General features: G+C 36.6%; 18 protein-coding genes. 9 read left to right on the top strand and 9 right to left on the bottom strand.

Going from position 1 to position 20428, the window contains the following annotated elements; translation table 11 throughout:
* Positions 1-94: 94 nt before the first annotated feature.
* From B5V89_RS13620 to B5V89_RS13610, 3 genes are read left to right on the top strand one after another with little or no spacing between them, the layout of a single operon-like run.
* The gene (locus B5V89_RS13620; RefSeq protein WP_181294673.1) at positions 95-1711 is read left to right on the top strand and encodes a spore germination protein; all 1617 of its coding nucleotides are present in this window, start codon (positions 95-97) and stop codon (positions 1709-1711) included.
* Positions 1708-2913 carry a Ger(x)C family spore germination protein gene (locus tag B5V89_RS13615; RefSeq protein WP_108072458.1) on the top strand — a complete coding sequence of 402 codons (1206 nt, stop codon included), beginning with the start codon at positions 1708-1710 and terminating at the stop codon, positions 2911-2913. Before B5V89_RS13620 ends, B5V89_RS13615 begins: the two co-directional genes overlap by 4 nt.
* A gap of 23 nt (positions 2914-2936) precedes the next feature.
* Positions 2937-4055 (top strand): GerAB/ArcD/ProY family transporter, encoded by a 1119-nt coding sequence (locus B5V89_RS13610; protein WP_108072456.1) that lies wholly within the window; start codon positions 2937-2939, stop codon positions 4053-4055.
* 44 nt (positions 4056-4099) lie between these two features.
* Here B5V89_RS13610 and dacB read toward each other — a convergent pair whose 3' ends face one another.
* The 7 genes from dacB to B5V89_RS13575 all read right to left on the bottom strand — a co-directional run bounded on the left by dacB (position 4100) and on the right by B5V89_RS13575 (position 12825).
* A complete protein-coding gene (gene dacB / locus B5V89_RS13605) occupies positions 4100-5602 on the bottom strand; it encodes a D-alanyl-D-alanine carboxypeptidase/D-alanyl-D-alanine endopeptidase (RefSeq protein ID WP_066235948.1) in 1503 nt (500 codons plus the stop codon).
* A gap of 202 nt (positions 5603-5804) precedes the next feature.
* Positions 5805-6512, bottom strand: a complete 708-nt coding sequence (locus tag B5V89_RS13600; RefSeq protein ID WP_235598417.1) for a response regulator — start codon at positions 6510-6512, stop codon at positions 5805-5807.
* Between the two features lies 1 nt (position 6513).
* On the bottom strand, positions 6514-8100 hold the full coding sequence (locus tag B5V89_RS13595; protein ID WP_108072454.1) for an ATP-binding protein: 1587 nt from the start codon (positions 8098-8100) through the stop codon (positions 6514-6516).
* 154 nt (positions 8101-8254) lie between these two features.
* On the bottom strand, positions 8255-9781 hold the full coding sequence (locus B5V89_RS13590) for a tripartite tricarboxylate transporter permease (protein ID WP_108072452.1): 1527 nt from the start codon (positions 9779-9781) through the stop codon (positions 8255-8257).
* Positions 9782-9799: 18 nt separating this feature from the next.
* Positions 9800-10252, bottom strand: coding sequence for a tripartite tricarboxylate transporter TctB family protein (locus tag B5V89_RS13585; RefSeq protein ID WP_108072450.1), 453 nt, complete (start codon positions 10250-10252; stop codon positions 9800-9802).
* A gap of 110 nt (positions 10253-10362) precedes the next feature.
* Positions 10363-11391, bottom strand: coding sequence for a Bug family tripartite tricarboxylate transporter substrate binding protein (locus B5V89_RS13580; protein WP_108072448.1), 1029 nt, complete (start codon positions 11389-11391; stop codon positions 10363-10365).
* Positions 11392-11712: 321 nt separating this feature from the next.
* Positions 11713-12825 (bottom strand): AbrB family transcriptional regulator, encoded by a 1113-nt coding sequence (locus B5V89_RS13575; protein WP_108072506.1) that lies wholly within the window; start codon positions 12823-12825, stop codon positions 11713-11715.
* A gap of 192 nt (positions 12826-13017) precedes the next feature.
* Between B5V89_RS13575 and B5V89_RS13570 the strand changes: the two genes are divergently transcribed.
* The 6 genes from B5V89_RS13570 (at position 13018) to B5V89_RS20735 (ending at position 19240) form a co-directional block, all read left to right on the top strand.
* Positions 13018-13899: a LysR family transcriptional regulator gene (locus tag B5V89_RS13570; RefSeq protein WP_108072446.1), complete on the top strand. Its 882-nt coding sequence runs from the start codon at positions 13018-13020 to the stop codon at positions 13897-13899.
* 123 nt (positions 13900-14022) lie between these two features.
* Positions 14023-15579 (top strand): ATP-binding protein, encoded by a 1557-nt coding sequence (locus B5V89_RS13565; protein ID WP_244913499.1) that lies wholly within the window; start codon positions 14023-14025, stop codon positions 15577-15579.
* A gap of 17 nt (positions 15580-15596) precedes the next feature.
* Positions 15597-16280 carry a response regulator gene (locus B5V89_RS13560; RefSeq protein ID WP_108072443.1) on the top strand — a complete coding sequence of 228 codons (684 nt, stop codon included), beginning with the start codon at positions 15597-15599 and terminating at the stop codon, positions 16278-16280.
* A gap of 105 nt (positions 16281-16385) precedes the next feature.
* Positions 16386-17783, top strand: a complete 1398-nt coding sequence (locus B5V89_RS13555) for a CitMHS family transporter (protein ID WP_107957931.1) — start codon at positions 16386-16388, stop codon at positions 17781-17783.
* An 838-nt stretch (positions 17784-18621) separates the two neighbouring features.
* Complete coding sequence (locus tag B5V89_RS13550; protein ID WP_108072441.1) at positions 18622-18969, top strand: hypothetical protein; 348 nt, start codon at positions 18622-18624, stop codon at positions 18967-18969.
* A 139-nt stretch (positions 18970-19108) separates the two neighbouring features.
* The gene (locus tag B5V89_RS20735; protein ID WP_181294675.1) at positions 19109-19240 is read left to right on the top strand and encodes a hypothetical protein; all 132 of its coding nucleotides are present in this window, start codon (positions 19109-19111) and stop codon (positions 19238-19240) included.
* Here the strand turns inward: B5V89_RS20735 and B5V89_RS13545 are convergent.
* Both B5V89_RS13545 and B5V89_RS20115 read right to left on the bottom strand, forming a co-directional pair.
* Positions 19237-19536 (bottom strand): hypothetical protein, encoded by a 300-nt coding sequence (locus B5V89_RS13545; RefSeq protein ID WP_066235969.1) that lies wholly within the window; start codon positions 19534-19536, stop codon positions 19237-19239. The two genes, B5V89_RS20735 and B5V89_RS13545, sit on opposite strands and share 4 nt — an antisense overlap.
* A gap of 40 nt (positions 19537-19576) precedes the next feature.
* The coding region (locus tag B5V89_RS20115) for a hypothetical protein (protein WP_181294672.1) at positions 19577-20428 on the bottom strand (852 nt) is incomplete at its 5' end.

Raw genomic sequence — 20428 nt, 5'->3', positions numbered from 1 at the left:
CCGATTTTTAGAAAATAATTGATACTTGCATAATTTACCTTTAGATTGGGGAAATTTTGAAGTATACATAACCTTACGAAAATGAGGAGACATCATGCCCAATTGGTTGAAAATTTTCAAAAAGAACAAAAAACAAAATGTAAAAAAAGGGAAGGATATTAGCGGGCAAGCTACCGTCTCCATATCTGAAGATGAGATTGGAACCGATTTAGATGAAAATATAAAAAAGATTATTAAAGCGACAGGTAATAGTTCCGATATTGTGATTCGCAAAATGCATTTAAGTGAATCAATCCGTTTTGCGGTTCTTTATACTGACGGACTTGTTGACGATAAAACGATTAATGATTTTATCCTAGAAGGTCTAATTCATGAAAAGGAAATTCCCTATCCTGTTTCCGCTGAACATGCCCTTCACTTTATAAAGAATGAAATAATTGCCATTGGAGGAATTACCTCCATTTATAGATGGGATGATTTATTCCAATCGTTATTCTCGGGTGCAACAATCATCCTGATGGATAAAGCGAATGAGGCATTAAGTGTGAGTACTATAGGTGGGGAAAAGAGACAAATTTCTGAGCCAAGTACGGAAACGACAATACGAGGTCCACGAGAAGGATTCACCGAAACCCTTCGAACTAATACCGCCTTAATTCGCAAAAGAATCAAAAATCCAAATCTATGGCTTGAAACGATAAAAATTGGAAAAGAAACACAAACAGATGTTGCGATTATGTATATTAACGGCATTGCTAATGATGACATCATTAAGGAAGTTAGAAAAAGATTAAAGCGGATTGATATCGATAGCATATTGGAATCAGGGTACATTGAACAGCTTATAGAAGACCAAACATTTACATCTTTTCCGACACTCTATCATACAGAAAGACCTGATGTTGTTGCTGCAAATATTTTAGAAGGCAGAATTGCCATTTTAGTTGATGGAACGCCATTTATCCTTACCGCCCCAGCTTTATTTGCAGAGTTTTTTCAAGCAGCCGATGATTATTATACTCGATTTGATATATCAACAGGTATCCGTTTATTAAGGGTGTTAGCTTTTTTCATCTCTCTTACCGCACCATCGATTTATATCGCGGCTACCACCTTTCATCAAGAAATGATCCCTACTCTCCTTCTCATTACAATCGCTGCCCAAAGGGAAACGGTCCCATTTCCCGCCTTTGTAGAGGCAGTCATTATGGAAGTGATCTTTGAAATCTTACGTGAAGCAGGGGTAAGACTTCCAAAGGCAGTTGGACAAACGGTTTCGATTGTAGGTGCCCTAGTCATCGGTGAAGCTGCGGTGCAAGCTGGAATTGTTTCACCCGCAATGGTGATTATCGTCTCCATTACCGCTATTGCTAGCTTTTCAACGCCATCCTTTTCTATGGCGATTGCCGCTCGCTTAATTCGATTTTTATTCATGATACTTGCTGCAACATTTGGCTTCTATGGATTAATTATAGGAGGGTTAGTCATGCTTATTCATTTATGCAGTTTACGTTCCTTTGGCGTTCCGTACATGTCTCCATTAGCACCGTTTATAAAAAACAATGTGGATGATACAATCACCCGAATGCCAATATGGGCGTTTAAAGAAAGACCTAGATTGATTAGCCAAAAGAATATTATTCGTTCCGGTAAAAATCAAAAACCACAGCCACCAAAGCAACATTCTGATAAAAACGGTGAAGGAAAATGAAAAGAAATTGTCTACTCCTCACCATACTTATTACTTCCATTACATTTCTTACTGGTTGTTGGGATAAAAGTGAGCTTACAGATTTAGCAATAGTGAACGCAGTTGGTGTAGACAAAACAGATAATGGAGAATATCTGCTTACCTTTCAAATTATTAATCCTGGTAACGTTGCCAGTGAACAAGGAGGTGGAAGCAGCGGTATACCTGTTACAGTATACAGTACCACCGGAAATAATTTAGAAGAGGCGGCAAGGATTGCATCAAAAGAAATATCACGTAAGGTCTATTATGCGCATGCTAATTTAGTCATCATCGGGGAAGAATTGGCTCGAGGAGACATTACAAAAATATTCGACATTGTCGAGAGAAATCCTCAATTTCGAACAACTGCTTCAATCGTAGTTGCCGAAAATAGTAGAGCAATCGATATGCTGAAAATTCTAACTCCAATCGACAAACTTCCGGCAAATAAAATTACTAAAGCATTGAAATTTACTGAAAAGGCGCTAGGTGAAAGTATCGATGTAAGTGTAGGTGATGTCATCAAACGGTTAACTAACCCCGGAAAGGAACCGATCATGAGCACATTTATCATAAAAGGGGATCTCGAACAAGGGAAAGGCCAATCCAATACGGAAACAACCGAAGCAGCAGCACGGCTATCAGCTGGAGGGTTGGCAATTTTCAAAGAAGGAAAATTAGAAAAAGTCATCTATGGTCAGACAGCTCGTAGCATTGTTTGGATATTAAACAAGTTAGACCAAACAGTAATTGGGATAAATTGGGATGAGCAAAAACTTCCCATATCCTTTGCTGTCAATTCAAGAAAGTCGGAAATTCATCTAAAAATAAAAAACAATAAACCGATTTATACAATTCATATTAAAGCAGAAGGCGATATTAGAGAAGCTACAGTGCCTATAGACTTAACAGATCCAAAAATACTGCAGCAATTGGAAAAAAATATAGCAAAAAAAATAAAAAAAGAAATGTTACATGCCGTAAAAATTATTCAAAAAGAGAAAACTGATATTTTTGGATTTGGGGAGATATTTTATCGTAAATCACCGGATTTGTGGAAAAAGGTCGATCAAGATTGGAATGAAATCGTCTTTCCAGAGCTTACTGTTAATGTAAAAGTCGACGTATTTATTAGAAGAACCGGATTAAGGAATAATCCATATTTTTCGGATTTAAAGTAGCATAATGGGAATGGGTGATTTTCATGGAAAAAGTAAAAATAACACCGATACAATTATTTGTTTTATACGTTTTATTTGAACATGGAAGTACACTTGTTATTTCCTTAGGAACAGATGCGAAGCAGGATGCATGGCTTTCAATTCTAATCGGTATGCTTGGGGGATTATTTTTGTATTACATCTACTATCGACTATATCAATTTTACCCAGGCAAACCACTTACATCCTATGCCCAAGAAATCATTGGTTCCTTTTTTGGTAAGCTCGTTGCTTTTCTTTATATATTATATTTCCTCTATCTTTCGTCAAGGGTACTTCGAGATTTTGGTGAATTATTATTAACCTTTGCCTATCCGAATTCACCACTTTTTATAATAAATACGATCATGATTTTAGCGATTATGTACGCTGTCCATAAAGGGATTGAAGTGCTAGCGAGAACAGGGGAATTACTTTTTGCTTTTCTCTATTTTTTAGCCATTACCGGTTTTTTACTTGTCATCATTTCCGGCTTAATCGATCTTAACCAGTTGAAACCCATCCTTGAAGAGGGGATAGTAAGAATACTTGACGTTGCATTTAAACAAACCGTTTACGTCCCATTTGGTGAAATGATTGCCTTTACTATGATTCTTCCCTATTTAAATACACCATCTAAAGCAAAGATTGTTGGTTTTTCAGCAATCATTTTAAGTGGGATAAATCTAGCCCTAACAATGGCGGTTAATATAGCAGTTAATGGGATAAATCTCGTTTCTCGTTCCCCTTTCCCACTTTTAACAACCATTCAACGAATTGAAGTAGCAAGCTTCTTAGAGCGTCTTGATGTTTTTTTCATGCTTGCTGTCATTATCTGGGGATTTTTCAAAATAAGTGTCTTCTTCTATGTCGGTCTGATTGGAACGGCAGACTTATTTAAGTTGAAAAATCATAAAAAGCTCGTCTTTCCAATCGGGCTCATCATCCTAATTTTGTCAATGTCGATCGCTAGCAGTTTTGCTGAACATATGAAAGAAGGATTAGTTATTGTACCTATCTATTTACATATACCATTCCAGGTCATCATTCCGATAATGCTACTCATGGTAGCCTTTCTTAAACATTTCATTCAAAATAAAAAGAAACATAATATATCCGGGTAACAGAAAAAAGAGCTCGATATGAATGAGCTCTTTTTCCTATTCTATTATTTTTTTGTATCATAACTGGCAATTGCTTTTGCAATTTTATCTTGAATTTCTGTAATGCCGGAAGATACATAATTATTATTTAAAATAGAAAAGATGATTCGTTCGCCACTTTTCATTGTTACATATCCGGATAATGTGCTCACAGTGGTCAAGGAACCGGTTTTTGCAATGACATTTCCTTTTGTCGGAGGTTCTTTCATCCGATTTCTTAACGTGCCACCGACAAATCGGTCATCATCTCCAGCAACAGGCAAGGAAGCTAGGTAAGATGGATACCAGCTTTTTGATTGTATCGCAAATAAAAGTTGGGATATTTCATTTGCTGGAATCATCGCAACATGTGACATCCCTGATGCATCCCTAAGCATCAATGTTTGTGTATTCACACCCAGTGAGGCAGCGGTATCTCTAATCACTTTCAATCCTTTATCCCAGCTTCCTTCCCCATAAATAACCTGACCCATTTCCTTTGCTAACATTTCTGCATGTCCATTATTGCTTAGTTTCATGAAAGGAATGAGTACATCCTTTAATGGCATTGATTTTTTTTCGGCTAGTAGTTGACCATTTTTAGGTGTTTTGCCAAGCTTCATATCATTTTTCCCGATGAATTGAATTCCCTTTTCTTTTAAAGAGTGTTTAAACAGTGACAATGCATATTCTGAAGGTTCCCAAACAGCCATCCATTCCTTAGCTGCACTTGCACCAACAGGAATTGTTCCATCAATTACAATTGTATTTTTTCCATGTTCCCGTTGAATCGTAATATTTTTCTTGCCATCCTTTTCAACAGTTACCGCTTTGTTAATAATTTTTACATAGTCGGTTTCCGGTGTCGCAGTCCATTTAGCAGGTTTTCCAACTTTTGAAGAAGGGGTGACTTCTACTATAACAGTACCAGTATCATAGTCTGTATTTGGTGATACAGTAAGTGCGGAAACCTGCGATCCATAATATTCCGTTTCGTCTGTCCATGTCAAATCTTGTGATAAGCGGACATTATCATACCATGTGTCGTCACCGATTAAATCTCCATGAATTTTTCCAATTCCTTGCTTTTTCAACTGATCGGCTAATCGGTCTAAATCTTCTTTCAGAAGTGTCGGATCTCCTTTTCCTTTTAAGTAGAGATTCCCTTGAAGGACCTTGCCTTTAACATTCCCATCCGTCAATACCTCTGTTGTAAATCGATAATTTCCCCCAAGTGTTTCTAAAGCTGCAGCGGCTGTTAATAACTTCATGTTGGAAGCGGGTCGCAATCGTACATCTCCGAAATGCTCATATAAAATTTCCCCGCTATCTGCTGAGCGAAGACTTACACCGGTTACTGAACCATCTAATTTCTTATCATTTAAAATTACGTTTATTTGGTGACCTAATTCAGCATACTCGTCCGATGCATTTACATAGGTTGTTGTTTCCTTATTTACATAAGGAATAATTGCTACCATAAATACTGCTAAGACAAGTAACCATTGTTTTATAAATCTTTTCCCCATCCAGTTTCCCCCTTTATTATCTCTTTTTCTAGCTATTAAAATAGTATGAAAGCGATAAAATTTTTACCTCTATTTTTAGATTTATCCTCTAAAATGGTTCTTTTGGATTGCCTATATACAGGCCTATTTACATAGTAGAATTTAATAGGAACATCTAGTATTGACCTGTATGCTGAAATATAATCACATTGTCCATGGACGATTATTTTTTAACCAAGTACACTCTTTCTGGTCTCCCTACCGTCCCATATGCTAAATCAGCTTCAATTTTTTCCCCCGACACAAGATGTTCCAGATAGCGCCTAGCTGTTGTTCTGCTCACACCCATTTCTTGGGCAACAAACTCTGCCGTTACTCCAACCGAAGCTGTTTTGAGAACTTCTAACACCTTTATTAAGGTTAGTGGATCAATTCCTTTCGGCAGCTGAGATTTATCCTTCGGAAGACGATTTTTTTCCTTTTGCAAAAGCTGATCGATCTGTTCCTGTGTAATATGTGGATAATCCATACCTAATGTCTCTAGCTTGCATTGAAAATCTCGATATTGAATTAATGCCTGTTTAAATCTTTCAAATACAACAGGCTTAATAATATAATCAAAGACACCTATGCTAATAGCTTCTTGCACTTTATCAATTTCCTTCGCTGCCGTAATCATAATCACGCCCATCTGTTTACGCTGTTGTTTGGCTTCTTTCAATAATGCGAGACCATCCATATCCGGGAAGTGAACATCTAATAACAGAAGGTCAGGTTGCAAAATATCAATATAGCTTTTCGCTTCTAAATAACTCGCGGCAATCCCCACTGTTTGGAATCCCTCTATTTGTTCAATGAATCGCTTTTGTATTTCAGCGACCCTTAAGTCATCCTCAATAATAAGTACCTCGATCGTTCTATTGCCAATCAAACTAAATCCCCCCATTTTTTGGTATAGCTACCGTGAATACCGTGCCCTCTCCTTCATTCGTTGAAAAGGTTATCGTTCCCCCAAGAGCATGGATCTCTTTTTGAACGAGACACAAGCCAATCCCCGCATTCGTATTCTTATTCTTTGTCGTATATCCTTCCTGGAAAATTCTTTTCGCTTCGTCCTTCGCGATTCCATTTCCATTATCTTCAACCTCTATAATTAGCTCTTTTCCGAGATCGGTTAAAAAGAGCGCTACTTTTTTCTCTTCTTTTCCATTTTCCCTAACCGCATCAAATGCATTATTGATCAGGTTGCCAATAATCGTTACCAATGAATCCCGACTTATTTCCGCGGGGACATCGATGAAGCTACTATCGCGATCAATTGAGAAATCTATTTTCAGCTCACTCGCCAAACTGACTTTGCCAAGAATGAAACCAGCTAATATTGGGTCAGGAATCTCTTTCATGAGAAAGTGAATAATTCCTTGTGCGACATCCACCTCTTTGGAAATAAAATCAATTGCTTCCTTGTATGATCCTAGTTGAATGAGACCAAGTAACGTATAAAGTCTGTTCGAATATTCATGCGTCTGGGCCCGTAACCCTTCCGCATAAGCTTTTACATGTGAAAGTTCCTGAAGCAGGTAAGACAGATCATTTTTGTTCCTAAGGCTGGCCACTGCCCCAATCACTACTCCTCGTTTATCAAAAATTGGAATTCGATTAGCTAAATAGACTTCTCCTAGAATCATAAATTCTCGATCATATTCAGCTTGTCCGGTCTTTACGACATCTAGTAGCCGTGTATTTTCGAGAACGTCATCAATCCGTTTCCCTCTAAGAAGAATATCATTCGGTACGTGAAGAATTTTGTGAGCCGTTTCATTTACAACCGTTATTAGACCTTTCGTATCTACGGCAATAATCCCTTCATGAATGGATTCCAAAATAGCATGCTTCTCCTGATACATCCAAGCAATTTCCTCCGGCTCAAGTCCAAAGATCGCCTTTTTGATATGTAAAGATATTAGGAGAGAAATCAGTAAACCGCCTAGCAAAATCCCTATTGTCGTCATGAAAATCCTTTTTTGAACTTTAGAAACTTCCTCAGCAATATCGGTTTGAAGATAACCGACAGAAACGACGCCAATCACTTTTCCTCGATAGAAGATAGGCGCCTTCCCCCTCAAGGACGGACCTAGTGTTCCGGTTGATTCTGATATGGCTGATTTTCCTTTAAAAGCCGCTTCATTGTCACCGCCCACCATCTTTTGTCCAATTCGGCTGGGATTAGGGTGGGAATAACGAATTTCATTTCGATTGCCAATTACGATGAATTCTGCGCCCACCTGTTTTCGAATCCTCTCCGCAATAGGTTGGATAATACTAGCCGGATCTTTCGTATAAAAGGCTTCTTGAATATTTGGCATATTAGAAATGGATTGTGCTACAGCTAAAGCATTTTTTCCCTTTTCATGCTTTAAATTGGACTCCATTATATTTTTATAAGTAAATTCAAAAATTCCCCCCATTAACATAATGAGAAAACTTAATCCAAGCATTAATTTCGTATGTAATCGCATCCAATCACCTCTGCTGTAAAAGCAATGTAACTTAACAAATCGAAATGAACTTTGTTTGAATTGTTACATTTTATAAAATTCTTAATAATTATACTATTTTTACAAAAAAAACTCCTCAAAAAAGGAGTTTTTCATCTATTACACTTATTGATTCTTACCCTTCTACATTAATAACCACTTTCTTGCCTCTTGCTTTTAACAATACTGGGATGGTTAACCAAAGGACTGTCACAATTAAAAACGCAAGGGAGATTGGGCGAGTGAAGAATACCCCATAATCACCATTTGAAATAGTTAAGGCTCTTCGCAAATTGTTCTCAATCATCGGTCCTAATATAAGCCCTAATACTAGGGGAGCGATAGGATAATCATTCTTGTTAAGGAAATAGCCAAAAACCCCACACCCTAGTAATAATAGTAAATCATTGGTTGAAACCTGTACGGCATAAACCCCAAAAATGGAAATAGCAATAATCATCGGGATTAAAAACTGTTTAGGTGTTTGAATAATTTTAGCAAATACTTTAACAAGTGGTAGATTTAGAATGAGCAGCATAAAGTTTCCTATAAACATACTTGCAATCAATCCCCACGCTACTTGTGGATGATCATCAAACAATAATGGGCCCGGTTGGACATTATACATCATTAATGCTCCCATTAATATGGCCGTAGTGCCCGATCCTGGTATTCCTAATGTTAATAAAGGAATCATCGCACCACCGGAAGCTGCATTATTGGCGGTTTCAGGAGCCGCTACACCAGCAATCGTTCCGGTCCCGAATTTCTCAGGATTTTTTGAAATTCTTTTTTCCAATAGATAAGAAAAAAAGGAAGCTAATGTCGCACCTGCACCTGGCAAGATCCCAACGAAGAAGCCTAATATTGAGCCACGAGCGATTGGCCCCGCCGATTCCTTCATTTCTTCTTTTGTTGGAAGCATATTATTAATTTTCGCAATGCTTTCGTCCTCTTCTTCTTTTTCCAAGATGGTCTTGAAAACTTCACCGAGGGCAAACAAACCAACTGCAATTGTCAAGAATTCAATTCCTTGGTAAAGCCAAGGTATATCAAATGTAAAACGGGCAATCCCGGATACGTTATCTATCCCAATGGTTCCAAGTAGTAATCCGCAAACCGTCATGATTAACGCTTTAGTTACTGATTTTCCCGCTAGTCCACTTACAGCAGCAAGTCCTAACAGCATAAGCGAAAAATATTCAGCAGGTCCAAATTTAAGCGCTATATTGGATAATGGTTGGGCTAAGGCAATCAAGGCAATGATTGTGACAACGCCACCTACAAATGAACCAATCGCAGCTATAGATAGAGCGCTTCCCGCCCTTCCCTTCTTTGCCATTTGATAGCCATCCAATGTTGTCACTACCGAAGAAGATTCACCAGGGGTATTTATTAGGATCGATGTCGTTGAACCTCCATACATCGCACCATAATACACACCCGCAAGGAGGATGATCGCACTTGTTGCGGCAGTCTCTGGAGGAAGCCCGCCAGTGATCGATGCTGTTACCGGGATCAAAAGGGCCACACCGCTCATAGGACCAATTCCCGGCAGCACTCCTACGGCCGTGCCAATTAATACACCTACAAACGCAAATAAAATATTATACCAAGTCAATGCCGTTTCAAAACCATGTAATAAATAATCAAATGTACTCATTATGCAACTCCTCCTTTCCTATGAAAACCAAATCGGCCAACCGGGAAGTGTTCCTTTTAATAGACCTACGAAAAGATAATAGATTAAACCGGAAAATCCAGCCGATATGATCAAAGAGGTGATCCATTTCTTTCGTTCCATCGTTTGAAAGCAAATAAAAAGAAATAAGAATGTTGTAATAACATATCCAATCGTTTCTAACGTTAATATGTAAATAAGGGTTGCCGCGAAAATAATCAAAAATGGCTTGTATTGCAACTCTTGTTTTTTCCCTTGACTTTGTGTACGGAGTGTTTCATAAAATAAACGGATACTTAATAAGGACAGTAGAATACCAAGAATAAAAGGAAAAATATCGGGTCCCACTTTACTGCCATACGAAGAACTAGCAAGTTGCTTACTTCCAATCATAAATAAGACACCTACAGCTAGAAAGACAACAGCGGCAATACGATCAAATTTAATGCTCATTTACAATCCCCCTCCTATAAGAATTAAACTAAAGCTATTCAAACGTGACCAATTCCAATTGTTCCGAATCCTGTTTGGAACTGATCACGATGAAAAGTCAACCTCACTTATTACTTTTGCATACCTAATGCTTCTAATAGTTGTTGAACTTGTGTTTCTTGTTCGCCTAAAAATTTCTTGAATTCTTCGCTATTTTTATATTCCATTTCCCAGCCTTGCGTTTCGACTTCTTTTTTCCATTCAGGCGTTTCAACTAGCTTGCCGATTGTTTTCTCCCAGTATGATTTCGCTTCGTCGGACATTTTCTCTGGACCAAACACACCGCGCCAAATCGTAAATTCTGCGTCAACACCTTGTTCTTTTGCTGTTGGAATATCTTTGAATTCTCCTTCTAATCGTTCAGAAGCAGTAATAGCTAATACTCGAACTTTACCCGCCTTTAAAAATTCCTGCACACTTGAGGCATCTGTCCCGATAACATCAGCATTTCCACCGAGCAGAGCAGTGATTGCTTCCCCGCCCCCATCATAAGAAACATATTTGACCTTCGTCGGATCGACACCGTATTTGAAAGCTGGAAGAATGGAAACTAAGTGATCCATTGATCCTGGTGCTGAGCCACCGGCGAATGTAAGTTTGCTAGGATTTTTCTTCACTTCTTCTAGAACGGATTTCAAATCTTTAAATTTTGAATCCGCTTTTACAACAATCGCTCCATAATCTTTCGTCAATTGTGCTAATGGCGTTGTATTTTTATAACCATAAGGACTATTTCCTTCTTTTTTCAAATTATTAATAATGATTGGAGGAGAATTCACAAATAACATATCATTATTACTTTTCTGTTGGGTTGCGTATTCTGCCATGAAGACAGCTCCCCCGCCACCAGGCTTATTCTCGACTGTCATCGGAACTTCGACGAGCTTCGACGAGCTTAATACTTTTGTGAATGAACGTGCAGTTAAGTCCCATCCACCACCTGCACCGGAAGGAGCCACAACCGAAATCGCTTTCTTCGGATAGCCTGTACTTTCCTTCTTCTTATCAGCGCCTGAAGCACCATCGCTACTGCAGGCACCTAAACTTAAGGCTAAAGCTCCTGCACAAAGAAGTGTTGAAATTTTTTTCATTTTTAACATATAAATCCCCCTTGTAAACGTTTTCTAAATTTTATAATAACTTGGGCATTTTGTTTGATTAATCATTTAAAAAGCATTAAAAACATAAGTCATATTTTGTTCATAAAATACACGAAAAGTTGCCACCAAATCTGTATTCAAAAAACTTTCTCTTTTATAGTTTGGACTAAGTAAGTTGAACTCGTCAGCGAAACGAACCTAGTAAACAATTTTATTGTTAATATGTTTCTCCCAACAGCTCTATGAAGCACTTCCTTTACAATAAAAAAAAGAAGAGTTTAGAAGCTCTTCTTTTTGAACGAGTGTATTTAAAGTGTCTATTTAAGCAGATATACGCGACTGTGTCCGCGCTACTTTTCGAAGTTCCCATTGCTTTAACCCTCTAAACATTGTAGGAAGAACAATACAAACAACGAGTACACGTAGCACTTGGACGACGACGACAAAAGTGGAATCTGCATCAAGAACGGCAGATGTCGTAGCCATTTCTGCAATCCCACCAGGGGCAAATGCGAGCATCGAAGTAATGAAAGAAATACCTGTGATGATGGATACAAAATAGGCACAAACGAGCATCGAAACGATCAATCCAATGGTCGTTAAAAGTGAAACCCACATTGTTTTTCCAATACCCGTGAGCATCTCTTTATAGAAACGTGATCCAATGCTTGAAGCGATAAAAATTTGCGATAAAATAATGGCACTATGAGGCCACCAGGCGATCATATCGTGACCGGCAAAGGTGGAACCTAAAGTTTGCAAACAACCAACCCCCAGCATTCCGCCGACTAACCATGGGGCCGGAAACTTCAAGTGTTTACCAATATAATAGCCACCCCATACCCCAAATGCTAGGATCAAAGTCCATAAGAGATAACTCCATTCAAATCCAGAGACACCCCCGGAAGAAACAACATCACTATTGGCTATAACATGGTTGGCAGGATGATGCGACCATGTCGAAGCGAAGAGCGGTATTGTCAGCACGACAAGAAAAACACGCATCGTTTGAATGATCGTTACCACGATGGTATTGGCCCCTACCTCTTCTGCAATACTAGGCATAGCACTTAACCCTCCGGGGGAAGTGCCAAAAAAGCTTGTGATCATATCGGTATTACTGAATTTCCATAGTAACAATCCAGATATAAGAGCAAAAACAATAGATAAAAAAAGCATCACCAAAATAACCAACCAATGATCCTTGAAGGTGTGAACGACAGATAAATTAATTTTTTGTCCCAATTCAATTGCTAATATACATTGACCGATTCTTAGCCAGTATGGCGGGAGTCCTTTTTGTTCACGGGGAATCTTTAAAAATGCTGGTCTTTTAAATGAAAGAAAGGCTGCAATCAGTAAAGTTCCTATCATCCACCCAATCGAAAGTCCTGCCAATGAAAGGACAAGTCCACCGATACTGCTGATGATCATAAAATAAATGCTTTGAAATAATGATTTCCTTTTCAACCGATGTCCTTCTTTCTTTTGATAACTGTACTCTTGATGTGAAATAATAATTGATTCGCTATGTAAATAACTATATTATAGTTTTAGAAATAAATAAAATATTGATTTCTAATGATGAACCATCAAAAAAGTTGATGACTGGATAAGGAGATTTCTATGGATGATCGAGATTGGCTCATTTTACAAACCCTTTACCATGAGAAGAATATTACGAAAGCAGCAAAAGAGTTATATATTTCCCAACCTGCATTAACGAATCGGCTGCAGCAAATTGAGAAAGAATTCGGGGTTCAAATTGTCAATAGAGGCAGACGTGGTGTGCAATTTACACCACAGGGAGAATATTTAGCAAAAAGTGCATATGAAATTCTCATAAGCATTCGAAAAATTAAAGAGAATGTTCGTAATATGGAAAACTATGTAACGGGAACTTTAAGGATTGGTGTCACAAACTTTTTTGCCTATCATAAACTTCCCGAACTATTAAAGCTTTTTAAAGATCAGTATCCAAACATCGAATTCAAAATATCTACAGGTTTCAGCGGAGATATCGCTAATTTAGTGAGTAATGAAGATATCCACATAGGCTTTGTAAGAGGCGATTATGGGTGGAAGGAGAAAAAACATTTATTATTTGAAGAAAAAATTTGTATTGTCTCGAAAGAAAAAATCGACATTGAACGTCTTCCACAATTACCAAGAATCGATTATCGGACAGATCATTTATTAAAAACATTAGTGGATCATTGGTGGGGAGAAAATTATTCTAAGCCGCCATTGATAAGCATTGAGGTTGATAAAGCGGAAACATGCAAAGAAATGGTGATCAATGGGTTGGGCTATGCCATTTTACCAAGTATGATTTTAGACGATATTGACGGCCTTTATAAATCGGAAATCCGAACTAAAAATAATGAAGCCATTTTACGAAAAACATGGATGTTTTACCATGAAGAATCATTAAAGTTAAGTATGGTGAAGGCTTTTGTTACCTTCATAGAGAATATCGATTTTTACAGCATAAATAAACGTAAGTAGGGATTTCTTAATTGATATGAACATTTGAAACTTTTATACTTATTGACGAAGTGGAAACAATAGTTTCATTCAACTTCATACTAGGAGGGATGCTGCCTGAAGTCCATAAAAGTATCTTTGCAGATGAAAATACTTGGGCTTGTATTGTTGCTGGGATTCCTTCTAATTTTCCTCCTTACAGGAATTTTCAGTTATATGGAGAGCAAGCAAATTCAAGAGAATAAAGGCAGGATGGCACTTGAAATATCGAAAACGGTCTCATTTATGCCTACGATAATAAATGCTTTTCAAACGGCCGATCCTTCTAAAACGATCCAGCCGTTAGCAGAAAAGATTCGAAAAGAAACCGGGGCTGAGTTCATTGTCATAGGAAATAAAGATGGTACACGGTATTCACATCCTAATAAAGCTGAGGTTGGGAAAAAAATGAAGGGCGGAGACAATGAAAGGGCCCTCATCAATGGGGAGTATTATATTTCCAAGGCGAAAGGTTCTCTCGGGCCGTCACTTAGAGGGAAATCCCCTATATTCAACAAACGAGGTGAGATTATTGGTCTCGTTTCTGTAGGATTTCTAATCGAGGATATTCAACAGCAAATAATGAATCATCTCATTAAATTACTTATTGCTTCTTTTTTCGCGCTTATCCTCTCGATTATCGGAAGCATTCTCCTGGCTCGTAATATTCGTAAGGACACAATGGGTTTAGAGCCATATGAAATTGCTGGACTGTATAAAGAAAAGAATGCTGTTTTGCATGCGGTGAAAGAAGGTATTTTAGCCATTGATCAAGACGGCTTTATTACGATGATGAACCAGCCCGCGAAGAAACTTCTTCATATTCAAGGGTCTGTCAGGCATAGGAAAGTGGATGGACTCTTTCCATCTAATTATCTTTATGAGGTATTGAAAACGGGAATTCCCCAAATTGATAAGGAAATGATTTGGAAAGATCAAACCGTCATCGTGAACTGCACGCCACTCTTCGATCAAGATAAGATTACAGGAGTAGTTGCTTCTTTTCGTGACAAAACAGAAATTGAACAGATGGTCAACACGATATCGGAAGTAAAAAGATACTCAGAAGATCTCCGAGCTCAAACACATGAATTCACGAATAAATTATATGTGTTATCCGGATTGCTCCAATTAGGTGAATATGATCAGGCCGTTAACATGATCCAAAGTGAAACAACGGATTTACAACTGCAAAATTCTGTTGTCTTTAACCAAATAAGAGATACAAAAGTACAAGCTATCCTAATAGGGAAATTAGGAAAAGCGTCTGAAAAGAAGCTTAAGTTTACAATCGTTCCGGAAAGTTATTTAGAAATGCTACCACCTCATATGACACTTTCCAATTTAATTATCATACTTGGAAACCTTATTGATAACGCGTTTGAGGCCGTGTATGGGGTAGAGGACCCGATCGTTAAATTTTTTACAACAGATATTGGAAGCGATGTCATTTTTGAAATAACGGATAACGGAAAAGGCATAAGTGAAGAAGAAAAAGCACTTCTTTTTAACAGAGGATATACCTCAAAGCAAGGAACAGAACCTAGGGGATTTGGTTTGTCAAATGTCGAAGAAGCTGTAAATGAAATGGGCGGGATCATCGAAGTGCAGAGTAATTCTGAGAACGGTACTGTATTTACGGTGTATCTCCCTAAGAAATAAGCGAGGTGTTCGTAAGCTTGTCTAAAATAAATGTAGTCATTGCGGAAGATGATTTTCGGATAGCAAATATTCATGAAAAGTTTTTAGAAAAATTTGAGGAAATTGAAGTAGTTGGCAAATCTCTGAACGGAGAACAAACTTTGCAGTTACTCAAAACAAAAAAAACTGATCTATTGCTTTTAGACGTATATATGCCTGACATGCTAGGGTCTGATTTACTTCCTATCATTCGTTCGGAATTTCCAAAGGTGAGCATTATCATGATCACTGCGGCAACGGATAAAGAGTTTCTAGAAAAATCCCTAAGCTACGGGGTGGAAAATTATTTAATCAAACCTGTGAGCATGGAGAAATTCGACGACGTTATTCAAGATTTTATTAAAAGGCACTCCCTTCTTACATCCAATCATGTCGTCAACCAGCAATATGTAGATCAACTTTTCAGACATAAAAAAAAAGAAAGTAGCGGAAATGGGGGAAAGTTACCAAAAGGGATTGATGAAATCACTTTAGAAAAAATAAAGGCTGTTCTTCAAGAAAAAAGAGATGGTCTTTCAGCTGAAGAAGTTGGAAATGAAATCGGTGCCTCCCGGTCGACAGCTCGCAGATATTTAGAATATCTTTCATCTGTACATGAAGCAAAGGCGGGAGTTGTTTACGGTATTGTGGGAAGACCCGAACGAAAATACTATCCAATTTAATACGAGGAAGATCCATAAGTTGCTTTCGCACAATTGGATCTTCCTCTTTTTATTTAACACGCAATCCAAATTTCAAATTACCTGGATGGGACTTTCGTGAGCAAAATGAGCAAAATGCATTTAAATCTTTTTAATAACATTATTATGCAAACGGTTACAATACTGAAAATTTCACCTATACTCAATATACAAATAAGAGAGGTGAAAATCATGTTAGCAATATTAGGATTTTTAATGATTATTATATTTATGGTTTTAATTATGACCAAACGACTTTCTGCCATGATTGCCCTTATGGTCGTTCCCGTTATTTTCGCTCTTATTGGCGGATTTGGAAGCAAAATGGGTCCCATGGCTCTAGAAGGTATAAAAAGTGTAGCTCCGACAGGAATTATGATTTTGTTTGCGATTCTCTTTTTCGGCATCATGATCGATGCAGGAGTATTCGATCCGATCATTTCAACCATCTTGAAAGTGGTCAAAGGGGATCCGGTAAAAATAGCAGTAGGTACAGCTATACTTGCGCTAATAATTTCCCTTGATGGTGATGGAACAACAACATACATGATTACGATTTCAGCGATGCTCCCATTATATAAACGCATCGGTATGAGACCACTCGTACTAGCCGGTATTGCGGTATCCGCTTCCGGGGTCATGAATCTCCTTCCATGGGGTGGACCGACTGCACGAGCAATGACTGCCTTACATCTTGAAATGTCAGATATCTTTACACCTGTTATCCCTTCTATGATTGGCGGCATATTATTTGTATTATTCATGTCTTACTGCCTTGGAAGAAAAGAACGTAAACGAATAGGCGTTTTAACTATTGATTACAGCACAATGGCTCAAATGGCCGTTACTGCAGAAGATGCTGGCTTAAAACGTCCTAAGCTTATCATTGTGAATTACTTACTAACGATCTTACTTTTAGTAGCTCTCATCATAGAATTATTACCGACGACCGTATTATTTATGATTGGATTTGCGATTGCGATTACGATCAACTATCCGAAATTAAGTGATCAAAAAGAACGAATTGCACACTATGCTGATAATGCGTTATCCGTTGTATCAATGGTATTTGCAGCTGGAATCTTCACAGGTATTCTATCTGGTACGAAAATGGTGGATGCGATGGCAAACACGATGATTACTCATATTCCTGATGCCTTCGGCTCACACTTTGCATTGATTACAGCAATTATTAGTGCACCATTTACATTTTTCATGTCAAACGATGCATTTTATTACGGAGTACTACCTCTACTAGCGAAAGCGGCTGGCGGTTACGGAATTGATCCTGCAATGATTGGACGGGCATCACTTTTAGGATTACCAGTTCATTTATTAAGCCCATTAGTTCCTTCAACCTACCTATTAGTTGGAATGGTCGGAGCAGATTTTGGAGACTTACAGCGTTCATTCCTAAAATGGGCTTGTGGGTCAACAGTCGTCATGATTTTAGTAGCTTTATTATTATCAATCATACCATTATAAGAAAAGCTCGGAGGTTATCCTTCGAGCTTTTTGCTGTCCAGCGCACCCTTCCACTACAATCAGCTTTCTTAACGGAACTCAAGTTGAAAAAAATGAGAAAAGAAATTCAATAATCGTTGTATTTAACTAATTTGAAAACGCAAACAAAATATAATAAAACTTCCAGAAGGCATAAAAAAATATTCGAAAAAACTATTCGAAAACAGCGTTCAGATAAAACCCATAATATAAAGTTCCCTGTGTCAGATATTGAAAAAATGATATTACAATCTTTATGTAAACAAACAAAAAGGATATTACTCATGCAGCAGGGGAAGGATCCTATACAACAAACCAAATTGAATACTTTACTGCTTGTCTACGGGCATAGAAACCAGCACATTTTAAGCTGGGATTGGTCATATAGGGATACCAAACAATATATGCATACAAATATACTATAAAGCATCTATAAGCTTGAAATAGGTAGTCCTTATGCTTTAAGCGTACAAAAAAGGTATTCTGTGATAGGAAACTTGTTAATTTGATCATAATGTCAGTAATCAAGTGGTTGGAAGGGGAGGGTACTATTGAAAAAATCCTATAGTGCTTTAGATGTTTTACATAATAAAATAAATGGTAATAATCAAAAAAGCATTTTTCATAGTTTTTTTCATCCAAAAGGTATTTAACTCTGAAGCTGCCTTATTACCACTATCTTCGAGGTCAGATATTTATTGAAGATATAAAGGATAATTACACAAGTGAAATTCCTTTCACATTTGATATAGCTCATTTTGTTTTAATGCTTTATATGGACTTTCTTCAGCAAATTAAAAAAGGTGTAGGAAATGAAGAAGTGGCAGCTTTTTTAGTACATGGAATGAAATCATTTTTTCCAGAAAAGGATTTTAAGAAAATAGTGTTTAAGCAGGTAAATAACACTCTATTCCAATTTCAAGAAGTCGAGGTAGAAGGGGAGGAAGATGATAATGAAAAATATGCTTATATCTATATGCGAGTAAAAGAAAAGCTTATTTTACGAGGGGAGGTTCTTTTATATGATTTATCTCCATATTTAGGAGAATTAAGTATTACTGTAGAACATTTAATCTATATTATTTTTTTGGATTTTATAAAGAACATTCAAGCCAATGGTAATACTGTAACAATGCAAGAGAATGTTGTAAGTAAACTAAAACATTAATAGTAAATTAAGACGAAGTTTAGAAATCGAAGAGAAAGATCCCGTAGAAATTTTTATAGATGGAGACATGATGATATTAAACAAATATTTGCCTTTTAATGAATGGTAATTACTAGAGAAGTAAAAAAATGAAAATAAAATATTTGCAGGAAAAATTATTTTATGTCCGGAAGGGGCAAAAGAACTTTTAGAGGAGTTGAAAAAGACAATTTATATCCAACTAAAAGAACCCTTTCACTTTGTAGAAAGGGGTCTTTTAGTTATCCACTAAGTTATTTTTATTTTTTTTGTCAGTATCCAAGCCAAAAAAAGGTAAATAGGATAAATTAAAATAGCAAAACCCATATTAAAAATCCAAGGTATAGTTCCAATGAAGACTTCAGATGAAGCACCAGCAAACCATTTTATTAAAAAATATAAACTTAATATACTAGAAATTAAAATAAGACAAAACCCTAATTTATGACTCTTAAATATTTTTATAACTAAGTATCCAATAATAAGAGAACCTACAGCAATCACACCTAATAAAATGTAATATAAATCTACAATTTTTTGAATATCCAAGTTATCCCTCCGTTATATAAAAGAGTTTATTATTTCTTTTTTATTGCTGGATATCTTTTATTAACACAATGTCCTGAATGCTACCAGAAACTTTTACAGAATTTTTTTCTTTATTCTGATTTATATTGTAAGAAGCTAAATAGGTTTGTTTGTCATTTTTAACATATGTATAAAATAAAATATTTTTCTCTGTATCTAAAATGGGATTCGATATTCCTTTTTTGATTTTAACAATTTTGATGTCTCTATCTAAATTTTTTGAGTGTTTAACTAATAATGTATTATTTTCTTTGTAATGTAAAGTGTAAAAATACTCATTATCCATAAACATTTTTACTATCCCAGTTTCTTTTATTTTTATTCTTTTTTCTTTCCATGTACCATTTGTATATCTAATAACAAAACTATTACTATTATTTGTATCAACTAAAGATATATATATATAATTTTTCTTTTTAAGTATTTCGGTTGCTATATAAGCCCCATGAATATTAATTTTTTTATCAACAGTTCCTCTTTTTAAGTCAATGATCATTAAAGAATAACTTGAAGATTCATCATTCGTTTTCATATCTTTTATATATACAAATAAATTATCATCATATTTACGTATTAAAAAAGGCACACCTTCAAATCTTTTTGTCCAGATTTTTTTGTTTTCTCTAACAAATTGATAAGTATAAAAATTAATATCTCCTTTTTCGTCATAATTGTAAAGTGTTATCTCCCCATCATTATATGGAATAATTGATAATGGAGAGGGATACCTAGATTCTTCAATATCAACTTTATTAGATGATATATGAATCAGTTCTGAATTATAACTCCCTGGAATTAAAATTTTCTTTTCTTTTAACGGTATTATCTGCTCATGTGTATGGCAAAATAAAAG

It is taken from the genome of Heyndrickxia sporothermodurans (assembly GCF_003055045.1).
GTDB lineage: Bacteria > Bacillota > Bacilli > Bacillales > Bacillaceae_C > Heyndrickxia > Heyndrickxia sporothermodurans.
The sequence above is the reverse complement of the archived record's forward strand: the minus strand, read 5'-3'. Positions and strand labels throughout refer to the sequence as shown.